The sequence below is a fragment of the Mahella australiensis 50-1 BON genome (genome assembly GCF_000213255.1).
GTDB classification, from domain to species: domain Bacteria; phylum Bacillota; class Clostridia; order Mahellales; family Mahellaceae; genus Mahella; species Mahella australiensis.
Map to the genome: position 1 here is coordinate 1,810,384 of NC_015520.1, position 13,262 is coordinate 1,823,645.

10 protein-coding genes are annotated in these 13,262 nt (G+C 46.3%); all 10 read right to left on the reverse strand.

Annotated elements, in window-relative coordinates; translation table 11 throughout:
• Window positions 1-51: 51 nt before the first annotated feature.
• The 10 genes from ligA to pheT all read right to left on the reverse strand — a co-directional run bounded on the left by ligA (window position 52) and on the right by pheT (window position 13,247).
• Window positions 52-2,049: an NAD-dependent DNA ligase LigA gene (gene ligA / locus MAHAU_RS08545; RefSeq protein WP_013781328.1), complete on the reverse strand. Its 1,998-nt coding sequence runs from the start codon at window positions 2,047-2,049 to the stop codon at window positions 52-54.
• Window positions 2,050-2,065: 16 nt separating this feature from the next.
• Window positions 2,066-4,222, reverse strand: coding sequence for a DNA helicase PcrA (gene pcrA, locus MAHAU_RS08550; protein WP_013781329.1), 2,157 nt, complete (start codon window positions 4,220-4,222; stop codon window positions 2,066-2,068).
• Complete coding sequence (locus tag MAHAU_RS08555; protein WP_013781330.1) at window positions 4,222-4,539, reverse strand: YerC/YecD family TrpR-related protein; 318 nt, start codon at window positions 4,537-4,539, stop codon at window positions 4,222-4,224. Before MAHAU_RS08555 ends, pcrA begins: the two co-directional genes overlap by 1 nt.
• Window positions 4,539-5,291, reverse strand: a complete 753-nt coding sequence (locus tag MAHAU_RS08560) for a fumarylacetoacetate hydrolase family protein (RefSeq protein WP_013781331.1) — start codon at window positions 5,289-5,291, stop codon at window positions 4,539-4,541. The genes MAHAU_RS08555 and MAHAU_RS08560 overlap by 1 nt, the downstream gene beginning before the upstream one ends.
• Before the next feature lie 50 nt (window positions 5,292-5,341).
• Entirely contained in the window at window positions 5,342-6,286 is a 945-nt protein-coding gene (locus MAHAU_RS08565; RefSeq protein ID WP_013781332.1) for a transketolase family protein, read from the reverse strand.
• Window positions 6,279-7,112, reverse strand: coding sequence for a transketolase (locus MAHAU_RS08570; protein WP_013781333.1), 834 nt, complete (start codon window positions 7,110-7,112; stop codon window positions 6,279-6,281). Before MAHAU_RS08570 ends, MAHAU_RS08565 begins: the two co-directional genes overlap by 8 nt.
• Before the next feature lie 26 nt (window positions 7,113-7,138).
• Complete coding sequence (locus tag MAHAU_RS08575) at window positions 7,139-7,972, reverse strand: YitT family protein (protein WP_041644498.1); 834 nt, start codon at window positions 7,970-7,972, stop codon at window positions 7,139-7,141.
• A gap of 63 nt (window positions 7,973-8,035) precedes the next feature.
• Complete coding sequence (locus MAHAU_RS08580; RefSeq protein ID WP_013781335.1) at window positions 8,036-10,390, reverse strand: endonuclease MutS2; 2,355 nt, start codon at window positions 10,388-10,390, stop codon at window positions 8,036-8,038.
• Between the two features lie 19 nt (window positions 10,391-10,409).
• Window positions 10,410-10,769 carry a cell division protein ZapA gene (locus MAHAU_RS08585; RefSeq protein ID WP_013781336.1) on the reverse strand — a complete coding sequence of 120 codons (360 nt, stop codon included), beginning with the start codon at window positions 10,767-10,769 and terminating at the stop codon, window positions 10,410-10,412.
• A 90-nt stretch (window positions 10,770-10,859) separates the two neighbouring features.
• Window positions 10,860-13,247: a phenylalanine--tRNA ligase subunit beta gene (gene pheT / locus MAHAU_RS08590; protein WP_013781337.1), complete on the reverse strand. Its 2,388-nt coding sequence runs from the start codon at window positions 13,245-13,247 to the stop codon at window positions 10,860-10,862.
• Window positions 13,248-13,262 lie beyond the last annotated feature (15 nt).

A 13,262-nucleotide genomic window follows, 5' to 3' on the forward strand; every position in this document is an offset into this window, starting at 1 on the left:
TCCGCTACAGATAGCAAACTTTAGGTTAAGTATCTGCAAACGGAGGGTATATTATTCTTGACCGATCAACCATTCGAATTCATTTTCATCTATGACTTTCACACCGAGCTGGAGCGCCTTATCCAATTTGCTGCCGGGACCATCTCCGGCTATAACATAGTCGGTTTTTTTACTGACGCTGCCTGTTACCTTACCTCCCAAGCCTTCGATAATTTCGGTAGCCTGTTCACGCGTATATTTGGAAAGCGTACCAGTCAACACAAATGTAAGGCCGGCCAACGGGGCATTGCCCTTTTGCTTTTTATCGGCCGTCAAGCGTACGCCGGCCGTTTCTAAACGCTTTATCAGATCTTTGGTCTGCTCCTGCTTAAAAAAAGTCACAACGCTCTCGGCGATCTTAGGTCCTATCTCCGGTATGGCAGTAAGCTGTGCCTGGTCAGCCTTCATAAGCTCATATATATCGCCAAATCGTTCCGCCAATATAGATGCGGCTCTTGTGCCAACCAGCGGTATACCCAAAGCGTATAGTAGTCGCGCCAATCCTCTATCCTTGCTGGCTTGTATGGCATTTATAAGATTTTGGGCTGATTTAGGCCCCATGCGCTCCAATTTTACGAGATCCTCATACTTCAGATAGTATATATCGGCTTCATCGCGTATGAGTTTTTTATTCAAAAGCTGCCGGACAACAGCAGGTCCAAGTCCCTCTATATCCATAGCGTCGCGCGATGCAAAGTGTATAAGCCCGCGCTCTACCTGGGCAGGGCATGACACTCCTGTGCATCTTCTGGCCGCTTCTCCGTCGATACGTACTGCATCGGCACCGCACACAGGGCATTTGTCGGGCATTTCAAATATACGCTCGTCACCGGTACGCTTCTCTTTTATAACCGATACCACTTCGGGAATGATATCGCCGGCCTTTTGCACAAGCACATGATCGCCTATGCGTATGTCCTTTTCTTTTATATAATCTTCGTTATGCAGCGTGGCTCTGGAAACGGTGGTGCCAGCTAGTCTGACCGGCTCCAATACGGCTGTCGGCGTAAGCACACCCGTTCGTCCGACCTGCACGACTATATGCTTTATAATCGACTCCTTGCGCTCAGCCGGAAATTTATAAGCTACTGCCCAGCGCGGTGTCTTGGATGTGTTACCCAGTATCTCTCGTTGGCGCAAGCTGTTCACCTTTATCACAAGACCATCGATCTCATATGGCAGCTCATACCGCTTGCCCTCCCATAAACGGCATTGTTCTATGGCCTCATCTATGGTATCGCACGGTATTAGGTACGGCATGATCTTAAATCCTTGTTCTTTGAGAAACATCAGGCTTTCGACATGTGTCTCAAAGGCATATCCCTCTATACGCTGCAGGTTGAATACAAATATGTCAAGATGGCGCTGTGCCGTAATAGCCGGGTCGAGTTGGCGTACCGAACCGGCTGCGGCGTTGCGCGGATTGGCGAATAGGGGTAAGCCATCCTTTTCTCTCTGCTCATTAAGTTTGTAGAAGTACTTCTTAGGCATAAAGACTTCGCCGCGGACTTCTACATTTATGGGCATCTTCAGGCGCAACGGTATCGAACGTATCGTCCTTAAATTGGCTGTAACATCCTCTCCGACAAATCCATCACCGCGCGTAGCACCGCGGATAAACAGACCGTCCTGATATGTAAGCGCTACCGATAGGCCGTCTATTTTGACCTCCAGCACGTACTGTACGTCCTCATTTAGCGCTGCACGCACTCGCCTGTCAAAGTCTCTGATCTCACTTTCGGAAAATACATCGTTCAAGCTGAGCAGTGGCACGCTATGAACTACCGGCTGGAATTGGCCGGACACCTGACCACCTACCCTCTGTGTAGGTGAATCAGGTGTTATAATCTCTGGATATTTGGACTCCAGTTGCTCCAATTCGCGCATCAGGGCATCGTATTCGGCATCAGATATTTCGGGACTATCGAGTACATAATACATATAATTATGATGTTCTATAATCTGCCTCAGTTCATTCACGCGTTGTATTACATCTTCTGTAACAGCCATATTTCACCTCGTCATGTTATATCGGTTCTATCGGTGCATATTTTACCAATAATTGCTTTACACCACCTTTGGGGAACGCCACTTTGAGCTCTATATCCTCGCCGCTACCTTTCACCTCCACTATAGTGCCTACACCGAATCGCGGATGTTTTATCTTCTCCCCCAATTTATAAAATACTTTAGCATCAGCATCGCTCCGATCATGTATTTTGGTAACAGCTATGGAATCCTTGCCTTCAATCGCCTGGCCTACCCCTTCGAGCAATTCCTGCGGTATCTCATCGAGGAATCGTGACGGTATGCCATCCATTATATTACCGAATATCATGCGCTGCCTGGCATATGTCATGTAAAGCTGCTGCCTGGCACGCGTTATAGCTACGTAGCACAGCCGCCTTTCTTCTTCCATCTGGCTTTCCTCGTTAAATGCGCGGCCACTCGGAAAGAGCCCTTCTTCCATACCCGATATAAATACCACAGGGAATTCAAGTCCTTTAGCACCGTGGATGGTCATAAGAACGACAGCATCGCCATCTTCCGACAGTTCATCGGTACCAGATATAAGCGCTACATTTTCCAAAAAAGCCTCCAATGTCGGTTCATCGGCCGAATTTTCAAATTCTTTAACTGCCGACACCAGCTGCCCTATATTATCTATACGCGCTTTGGCCTCATCGGTATCCTCTGCTTCCAATGCTCTAATATAGCCTGTGGCGTCCAGCAACTGTTGTATGAATTCCGACGGAGACAGCAATTCTTTCATAGCCATAAGCTGTACCATAGCATCGGCAAAAGGCTTTATTCTGTTCTTAACCCTGGATGATATTTCATCTATCTGATCTATATTCCATATTATATCGAAAAGCGACTGTCCACTTTTTTGTGCCAAATCCTCCATAGCACGCACTGTAGCATCGCCTATGCCGCGCTTGGGTTCATTTATTATGCGTCTCAAGCTGACACTATCCATCGGGTTGGCTATAACGCGCAGATAGGCTATGATATCCTTTATCTCCTTTCGGTCGTAGAAACGCAGGCCGCCTATTACTTTATACGGTATGCCGGCATAAACCATATTTTCTTCTATAGCCCTGGATTGGGCATTCATGCGGTATAATACTGCAAAATCGCCATAGCGGCGCCCGTCATTCTGCACGCCTTCCAGTATACGGTGGCATATAAATTGAGCCTCGTCATGTTCGTTATAGGCCGCATAGCATCTTATACGCTCTCCCGGTTTATTGGCAGTCCATAGTTTTTTGCCTTTGCGTCCTCTGTTATTCCCTATAACGTTGTTGGCCGCATCGAGTATATTCTGCGTGGAGCGGTAATTCTGCTCCAGCTTTATCACCTTAGCATCCGGAAAATCCTTCTCGAACTCTAATATATTGCGTATATCAGCGCCACGCCAGCCATATATGCTCTGATCATCATCGCCCACGACACACAAATTTTTATAACGGCGCGACAACATCTGCACCATCATATATTGAGCATAATTGGTATCCTGGTATTCATCCACCAGTATATACTTAAACTTTTGCTGATAAAAATCCAGTACATCCGGACGCAATTGAAATAACTCTATGGTCTTCATTATGAGGTCATCGAAATCCAACGCATTATTGCTTTGAAGTTTTTTTTGATAGAGGGCGTAGAGCTGGGCTATCTTGTCGGCTCTAAAATCGCCGCCGAAATATTTAAGGTAATCGGCCGGCCCTATCAGGTTATTCTTGGCGTTGCTTATCTTTGCCTTTATATCCCTATCGGAAAAATATTTGTCGTTAAGGGCCATTTCCTTTACACATTCTTTTATCAAAGTAGATTGATCACCATCATCAAATATGGTAAAGTTACGCTCATAACCTATCTTATCTATCTCACGCCTCAATATGTGGGCACAGCACGAATGGAAGGTGCTTATCCATATATCCTTCGATATAACGCCAACCAGTCCTGCCACCCTCTGTTTCATTTCATCCGCGGCCTTATTGGTAAATGTTATAGCAAGTATATTCCATGGCGATACGCCTTTATCGTTTATGAGATGGGCTATCCGATAGGTCAATACCCTCGTCTTTCCGCTGCCGGCACCAGCCAGCACCAAGAGCGGTCCTTCTGTATAAAGCACCGCTTTTTGCTGCTGTTCATTCAACTGCTTCAAGTGATCCATCAAGCATCGCCATCCTGTCCGGACTTCAATCGATCCAATATGAGCTGATATCCTCCGGCACCGTATTCCAGGCATCGGTTGACGCGGCTTATAGTAGCAGTGCTGGCTCCTGTCCGCTCAGCTATCTCATTATACGTTTCTCCATTTCTCAGCATCTCGGCAACCTCTAAACGCTGGGCCAACGATTTTATTTCATTGATAGTGCACAGATCTTCAAAAAACCGATAACATTCATCGATATCCTTCAATCGAAGTATAGCCTCAAACAGGCGATCAACAGTCGAATTCTTTATTTTAGATTCATAAACCACAGCCATCACCTCACGTAATTTTCCAGCACGCCTATACCCTCTATTTCTACTTCTACTACATCGCCGGGTTTTATGGGTGAAATGCCTGAAGGCGTACCTGTAGCTATCACGTCACCCGGCAGCAACGTCATGACCTTGGATATGAAGCTGACCAATTCCTCCACATTATGCAGCAAAAATGACGTATTGCTGCTCTGCTTGACCTCTCCGTTGACCCTGACTTCCAAATCCAGATAATGAGCATCTAGCCCTCTCGCTATCCACGGCCCCATCGGCGCAAATGTATCGAAAGATTTGGCCCTGGTCCATTGACCATCTATTGACTGCAGATCCCTTGCCGTTACATCATTAAAACAAGTAAATCCGAATATATAGTCATTGGCATCCTCTTCTTCAACGTCTTTACATCGTCTACCTATGACCACCGCCAACTCACCCTCATAATCCACCCTCTGCGACATAGCCGGGCATACTATATAATCCTTATGCCCTATAACGGCTGTCGACGGCTTTATAAAGAGCACTGGATCTTTCCTGGCTTCCTCAGTCATCTCGCTTATATGGTCGGCATAATTCAAGCCTACAGCTACTATTTTGCTCGGCATGCACGGTGCCAAGAGCCTTACTTCGTCGAGCGCGAAACGCTGCGTGGTAATCTCATAGCTGTTAAATACATCGCCTTTTATACGACGCACCGTATCGCCATCGGCTATGCCGTAAGATACGAGATCGTCTTTCGCAAATCGCACTACCCTCATCTTACACCTCCTCATCTATCTAACATTGTGGTAAACCGCGCTCATCGATGTCACGGTTTGCGCTGCAACAACGCTTTGGCCTCGTAAGCTATATCATCCGGCGTAAGCTTATATAGTTTGAGCAAATCATCGGGTTTACCCGATTGACCGAATTGGTCATACAGACCCATGCGTTTCATTATTGTAGGCCTGTATTCCGAAAGCACTTCCGCTACAGCACTACCCAGACCACCGTTTACCACATGTTCCTCTACTGTAAGTACAGCTCCAGTTTCTTCGGCAGCTTTTACAATTATGTCCTTATCTATCGGCTTTATGGTATGAATATCTATCACTCTGGCGTTTATGCCCTCCTGGCTCAATTTTTGCCTTGCCTCGAGAGCGCTGCCTACCATCATACCGGTAGCAATAATAGCAATATCATTACCCGGAGCTGTCTCTACACCTTTGCCCATCTCGAATACATAATTAGCCTTATCGTATATGACTGGAACGGCCAAACGGCCAAATCTAAGATATACCGGACCATCGTATTCAATGGCTGCTTTTACGGCAGCGCGACTCTCCACAGCATCCGCCGGACTTATGACGACCATATTGGGAACGGCTCTCATAAGCGCTATATCCTCTACGGCCTGATGTGAGCCGCCGTCCTCACCCACCGTTATTCCTGCATGGGTAGCGCCTATCTTGACATTAAGCCTGGGATAGGCTATAGAGTTGCGCACCTGCTCGAAAGCGCGTCCAGCGGCGAATATGGCGAAAGTGCTGGCAAATACTATTTTGCCTGTGGTAGCTATACCGGCAGCCGTAGCCATCATATCGCTCTCGGATATTCCCATATTTATAAACCTTTCGGGAAATTTCTTCTTAAATTCCTCGGTTTTAGTAGATTTAGACAAATCGGCGTCCAGCACGATTATATTTTCATATTGTGCTCCGAACTCAGCCAGCGCCAAGCCATAAGCCTCTCTCGTAGCTATTTTATCAGACATTTACCTCTACCCCCAGTTCTTTCAGAGCTTGTTCCTTTTGTTGCGCATTAGGCGCTATGCCATGCCATCCAGCCTGACATTCCATGAAGGATACACCCTTGCCTTTGACGGTTTCGGCTATTATTACCGTAGGTTTACCTTTGGTAGCTTTAGCCTGTTCTACAGCTTCTAATATCTCATTCATATCGTGACCATTTATACACAATACATTCCAACCAAATGCCTTAAACTTCTCATCCACCGGCTCGGGCGATTTAACATCAGTGATAAATCCGTCTATCTGCAGATGGTTATGGTCCACAAACGCCGTGAGGTTATCCAGCTTATAGTGAGCCGCTGTCATGGCCGCTTCCCATACCTCACCCTCCTCTAATTCGCCATCGCCTAAAAGAGCATATACGCGGTAATCTTTTTTATCTATCTTACCCGCCAACGCCATCCCGTTGGCCGCCGATATACCTTGCCCCAATGAACCAGTCGACATATCCACGCCAGGTGTGCGTTTCATATCGGGATGACCCTGCAATATCGAGCCTGCCTGCCGCAATGTCCACAGGTGATCCCTCGAAAAATAACCCTTATGCGCCAACACTGCATACAGAGCCGGAGCAGCGTGCCCCTTGGATAACACAAATCGATCGCGATCCGGCCATTTCGGTTGGTCAGGCCGCACGTTCATCACTTCAAAATATAACGCCACCAATATATCGGCTGCCGACAGTGAACCGCCGGTATGGCCCGAATTAGCCGATGCCAATGAGCAGATGATGTCCGCTCTTACCTGCTTAGCTTTTTCTTCCAGAAACTCAATTTTATTCTGTTGCATACTTCTCCTCCTATGTAATGTAATATCTAAAAGCCTTCACCGTGCACCTCGCGGGCATCGGTTATTATAAGAAAGGCTTTGTTATCTATAGCTGTTATGATTTCTTTAAGCCTTATAACCTCGGTGCGGCTGACCACACAGAGTATGACATCTTTCTTCCTTTGGGTATAAGCACCTCGTCCCTCTAACAGTGTAACACCTCTGTCGATATCATGCAATATGACTTTGGATATTTCGTCCGCTTTATCCGATACAACTATGAAGGCTTTGGCACTGCCCAAGCCTTCTTGAATGAGGTCTATAACATATGAACTGATAAAAAGCGCTATTATCGCATAAAGCGCTTGCTCCGGTCCAAATACCGCACCTGCAAACGTCACTACGGCGGTATCTATCATAAACAGCAACCAACCCATGGTAATATAAGGCATAAATTTATGTACTATTTTGGCCGCCAGATCGGTTCCTCCCGTAGTGGCATCCGAACGAAATACTATGCCAAGACCTATGCCCATAATTATACCGCCGTATACCGCTGCCAATATCTCATTATGTGTCAACGGCTGCAATTTTATAGCGTCTATGAAAAACGAGAGCAATACCGTAGCTATAAGCGTCTTAAATCCAAAACCGGCGCCATGTACCTTTACACCGGCCAAAAACAGCGGTATGTTTAATACCAACATGGTGGTCCCAACAGGAAATTTAAATAAGTAGTATAAAACTGTAGCTATACCACCTACACCGCCGGGCGCTATTTTATTCGGTACAAAGAAGAGATTAAAGGATAAGGCTACTATGAGGGTACCCAAAATAATGCCAAGATAATCATAAAAAACGTCTCTATATTTGCGCCACATATCCGCCAAGCATTGTCTCAAATGCACACCTTCTTTTCACAATCTGGTAATATTATATACAATTTATTTCAGTTTTACCACTGTAACGCCCATTTCACCTTCACCGTAACGTCCTGTCCTATAGGAGGCAACATGGGGATGATGGCCAAGAAAATCCTGTATACCGGTGCGCAATACCCCTGTACCTTTGCCATGTATTATAAAAACCTCTTCCAATCCGCTTATAGCTGCATCATCCAAGTATTTATCTATATTGGCCAATGCTTCTTCCAACATCTGTCCTCTTACATCTATCTCCAATCCAACATCTCGCGAACGGGATGTGCTCGCTGCCTTACCTGTCGGTTGACTTTTGACTTGCGCCTCATGTTCAGGCAATTCTGCAAGATCGGATAAGCTTGCCGCGGCCTTCATTATGCCGACCTGTACCTGCACATTGCCATTGGCATCAGGCGGCGTAAGGATAAAGCCGCTAGCTCTGAGAGGAACGATATATACCTGCATACCAGGCTTAACATTCGTAACCGGTTTGTAATGCTCTCCCGCCTCCTGCTCCGGGCTTAGCTCCTCTATTTCCTTTTTAAGCGTTGTGCGCGCTTGCTCTATGGTCTTATTAGCCTCTTTCGAAGCCTGCATCTGTGCATCACGCAATTCTTTGATTATTTGATCAGCCTGGCTCTTAGCCCTGCTTAATACAACCTTAGCCTCTTGGCGGGCTTTGTGTATTATATCGTTTCTCTTTTGTTCAAGCTGCGTATTTAATTGCTGATACTTTTGCTCCAATAAGCGCGCCTGCTCCAGTACCTGAGCAGCCTCTGCGCGTTCCTTTTCGGCCATATGGCGCTGTTCTTCGAGCTTGCCTATAACGTCTTCAAAACGCAGGTCGCTTTCATTTAGCAAAGCCTGCGCTCTTGCTAAAACTTCATCGCTCAACCCCAATTTACGCGATATGATAAAGGCATTGCTCTTACCCGGTACACCTACTATAAGGCGATACGTTGGCCTTAGCGTTTCTACATCGAACTCCATACCGGCATTTATCACGCCAGGTGTTTTCAATGCATATGCTTTAAGCTGGCTATAATGCGTGGTAGCCGCCACTATAGCACCTTTATGCCTTAATTCATCCAATATGGCCATAGCCAGCGCAGCTCCCTCAGTAGGATCAGTACCAGCCCCCAGCTCATCAAGCAGCACCAGCGAGCGGTGATCAGCCGAATTTAAAATGTGCACTATATTGGTCATATGCGATGAAAATGTGCTAAGACTTTGTTCTATACTCTGTTCATCACCTATGTCGGCATATACGCCTGTAAAAATCCTTATCTGCGTGCCGATGCCAGCCGGTACATGCAATCCCGCCTGAGCCATGAGCGTAAGCAAACCTATGGTTTTAAGCGTTACGGTTTTACCGCCAGTATTAGGGCCGGTAATTATGAGCTGGGTAAATTGACGCCCTAACTCCAAATCTATAGGCACTACTTTATCAGGATCAATGAGCGGATGTCGGGCTCTTTTAAATATTATGCCATCATTCTCTGTAAGCAGCGGCCGTACAGCATTCATCTCAATGCTAAGCTGGCCCTTGGCGAATATCAAGTCCAATTGAGCGAGTATCCCCAAGTCGTTCAATATATCTTCGGAGTGCTGGCCGATCATATGGCTGAACGAGGCAAGAATGCGTTCTATTTCCTCCTGTTCCTGAAGCATGTATGCCCTCAGGTCATTATTGGCCTCCACCACCGCCATAGGCTCTATAAACAGCGTCGCGCCGCTGCCCGATTGGTCCTGTATAAGTCCTTCAAAACTGCTGCGGCATTCCTGCTTTATTGGCACCACATAACGGCCATTCCTTATTGTGACTATAGGGTCTTGCAGCATACGTTGATACTGAGTAGAATGGATTATATCGTTTAATTTATCCCTTATTCTTTGATTGGCCTGCGCTATATGCCGCCGTATATCTTTAAGCTCCGGCGTGGCATCATCGGCTATCTCATCCTCGGATAATATACAGCGATATATCTCATCTTCCACAGCCTTCATGCTGTGTAGGCTATAACAGAGATCCGCTATAAGGTCGGCGTTTTCATTCTCTTGCGCATATCCTTTCATCAATCGGGCGGTCTTTATCACAGATGCTATATCGAGCAATTCTTTAGGCCTTAAAGTAGCACCAACGGCAGCGGCATTAACAGAATCCTTTACATCCCTTATACCTTCCAGTGGCGGTAAACCGAGGCGCCGAATATATGATACAGCTTCATCGGTCTGGCGCTGCCACATATCGATAGTATATTTATCCAGCGAAGGCGATAAAGCCTCTGCCACATCAGCTCCCAATGCAGAAAAAGCTTTGGATTTAAGCTTTTGGATTATCTTGTCGAATTCTAATATTTTTAAGGTTCGATGATCCATTTATTTTTAAAAAGAAACCCTAGGCATTGCGTTGTTCGCTACCCGGGGCCTGATCCTGCCTCTCTGTTTTTTTGTATTTCTGATTTATGTCATAAAGTTGCGGCGACCTGCTCAAAGCGTCTTTGAGCCTTTGAATCTCTTTCTCTAGTTTGCTAGTGCGTTCTCTTTCTTTCAGAAGCTCGTCGGCCACATTCAACGCCGTAAGTATAGCCAGCATGGTGGTGCTTAAGTTAGGATTTATCTTTTCGATATCTTCCATTTTACGGTCCACATAAATAGCCACTTTATGGATGTATTCCTCAGATTCGGAAGCCTTCATGACGTATTCTCTGCCGCGAATCTTAACAGTGGTACGGGTCTTGGTATCGACTTTATCCATTTCTCCACGGCCTTTCTTTAATATCGAATAATCTATTTCTATTATACATCACCACCATCTAATAAACAATACTCTTGTCGAATTTTGTAATTATCCGCGCAACTGTGCTCCTACTTGCTCTCCTAAAGCCCTTATTATACGCTCTTGGAGCTTATCTACCTCTTGATCAGTAAGCGTTCTGTCAGAGGCTCTGTATACTATGGAATAGGCAACGCTCTTATAGCCTTCTGGAATCTGAGATCCCTCATATACATCAAAAAGTTTCACATCCTCTATAAGTTTGCCACCACTTTTCTTTATTACATTTTCTATATCTCTAGCCAATACATGCTTTGGAACCATTATGGCGATATCCCTTTGTACGGCCGGGAATTTGGGCAACGCAACATATGTCCTATCCAAAGTACCGTTGTCCAACAACATATCGAGATCCAGCTCGGCTATATAAATCCTTTTTTCTACATCGAAACTATCCAGTACATCGGGATGAACCTCCCCCATGACACCTACGACAGTGGTGTCAAAAGCAACCTCAGCCGTTCTGCCGGGATGAAAGCCGTCACGTTGAGTAGGTGAAAAGTATATGCCCTTTATGGCTAAAGCCTCTAAAACAGCCTCTATTATACCCTTTAATGTAAAGAAATCGACGTTCCCATAGAGCCCTACGGCTAATCGCATAGGCTGCTGCGGTAATGTAATCGGCGGCAGTTCATTTGCCAAAAATACAGGGGCCGCTTCAAACACGCCAAATGAATCCACCCCGCGGTTTATATTGCGCGCCAATACCTCCAGCATCGATGGTATTAGAGTAGGACGCATGAGGCTCTGATCTTCACCCAATGCATTTTTTATAGTCACCGGCTTAAATGATTCGTCCATTTTTATCCCGGCTTGTTTGAGTTGTCTATATCCGGTAAAAGAATAGGTATTCACCTCATATAAACCGCACGCCGTCAGTACGTCCTTTATATATTCCATAAGCTGTTGCCTAATGTTGCGCCGCCCCACCGATATGCCGCTCTTCATAAGCGTGGGTTTTATTCTATCATAGCCATAAAAGCGTGCCACCTCTTCGGCTAAATCGGCCATCTCCACAACATCCTGCCTGAATGACGGCACTTTTACCGACATACGGCTATCATGGCACTCTACTTCAAAGGCGAGCGGGAGTAGCATAGCCCTCATCTCATCTGCCGAAATAGTAGTACCCAATAAGGCATTTATACTTTCGACATCGGTTTGTATAACGCGCTGTTCCGGTTTAATCGAATATACATCTATAACACCCTGCATGGGTGTACCGGCCCCCAGCATATTGAACAACTCGGCTGCTCTATCCAAAGCCAGTGCAACCAGCTCAGGGTCCAGGCCCTTCTCAAAACGCGACGAAGCTTCTGTTCTCAAGCCCAACTTACGCGACGTATTGCGCACACTGACCTTGTTGAAATTGGCCGACTCCAATAATACGGTATGTGTATCATCGCTTATCTCGCTATTGGCTCCACCCATAACGCCGGCCACAGCTACGGGGTTCATACCATCGGTTATCACAAGCATATCGCCGTCCAGCCTGCGCTGCACGCCATCCAGCGTTTCGAACAACTCTCCGTCATGTGCTGTTCTAACGACTATCCTTCGCTGTTTTAGACTGTTTAGATCAAAAGCATGCATGGGCTGGCCGCATTCGAGCATAACATAATTGGTTATATCGACCACGTTGTTTATAGGCCGGATACCGGCAGCCTTGAGTCTGTCACGCATCCATTTCGGCGACGGACCTATCTTTACATTCGTTATAATGCGGGTGGCATATCTGGGACAAAGCTGAGGACATTCCACTGTTATAGATGCTGCAGCTTCTACCATCTCGGGGCCTTCTTTTACTATCGGATCTAATGCATTGAAAGGCTTCTTAAAAGTCGCGGCAGCTTCGCGCCCTATTCCCATTATCGACAGGCAATCCGGTCGGTTTGGCGTTATCTCAAAATCCACAACCGTTTCCTCTAATCCCAGCACTTTTTTTATATCGGCACCCAACTCATACGGCTTATCCAATATCAATATGCCATGGGTTTCAGCTCCGGGATAATCCTCTTCGGTAAGGCCGAGCTCCTTGCCGGAGCACATCATGCCTTCTGATACTTCCCCGCGCAATTTACCGCGTTTTATTTTAACACCGCCGACCAAATCTGCTCCATGTAAAGCCACAGGTATGTAATCACCCGTCTCTATATTATCAGCAGCAGTAACTATCTGAACTGTAGAGCCACCTATGTCCACCTGGCAGACCTGCAGGCGATCGGCGTTGGGGTGCTTATGCCGCTCTATAATGCGGCCTACCACAACGTTGTTTATCTCCCCACCGAGCTGTTCCACAGCCTCTACCTTGCTACCGCTCATAGTCATGCGATCAACAAAATCCTCTAATGGTACATCTATGTCAACGAAATCCTTTAACCAGCTCAACGGAACTTTCATCTATTATCCTCCCGA

Excerpts from the sequence above, each read along its gene's own strand:
- ligA (WP_013781328.1), bottom strand. The coding sequence starts at position 2,049 with ATGGCTGTTACAGAAGATGTAATACAACGCGTGAATGAACTGAGGCAG.
- pcrA (WP_013781329.1), bottom strand. The coding sequence starts at position 4,222 with ATGGATCACTTGAAGCAGTTGAATGAACAGCAGCAAAAAGCGGTGCTT.
- MAHAU_RS08555 (WP_013781330.1), bottom strand. The coding sequence starts at position 4,539 with ATGGCTGTGGTTTATGAATCTAAAATAAAGAATTCGACTGTTGATCGC.
- MAHAU_RS08560 (WP_013781331.1), bottom strand. The coding sequence starts at position 5,291 with ATGAGGGTAGTGCGATTTGCGAAAGACGATCTCGTATCTTACGGCATA.
- MAHAU_RS08565 (WP_013781332.1), bottom strand. The coding sequence starts at position 6,286 with ATGTCTGATAAAATAGCTACGAGAGAGGCTTATGGCTTGGCGCTGGCT.
- MAHAU_RS08570 (WP_013781333.1), bottom strand. The coding sequence starts at position 7,112 with ATGCAACAGAATAAAATTGAGTTTCTGGAAGAAAAAGCTAAGCAGGTA.
- MAHAU_RS08575 (WP_041644498.1), bottom strand. The coding sequence starts at position 7,972 with ATGTGGCGCAAATATAGAGACGTTTTTTATGATTATCTTGGCATTATT.
- MAHAU_RS08580 (WP_013781335.1), bottom strand. The coding sequence starts at position 10,390 with ATGGATCATCGAACCTTAAAAATATTAGAATTCGACAAGATAATCCAA.
- MAHAU_RS08585 (WP_013781336.1), bottom strand. The coding sequence starts at position 10,769 with ATGGATAAAGTCGATACCAAGACCCGTACCACTGTTAAGATTCGCGGC.
- pheT (WP_013781337.1), bottom strand. The coding sequence starts at position 13,247 with ATGAAAGTTCCGTTGAGCTGGTTAAAGGATTTCGTTGACATAGATGTA.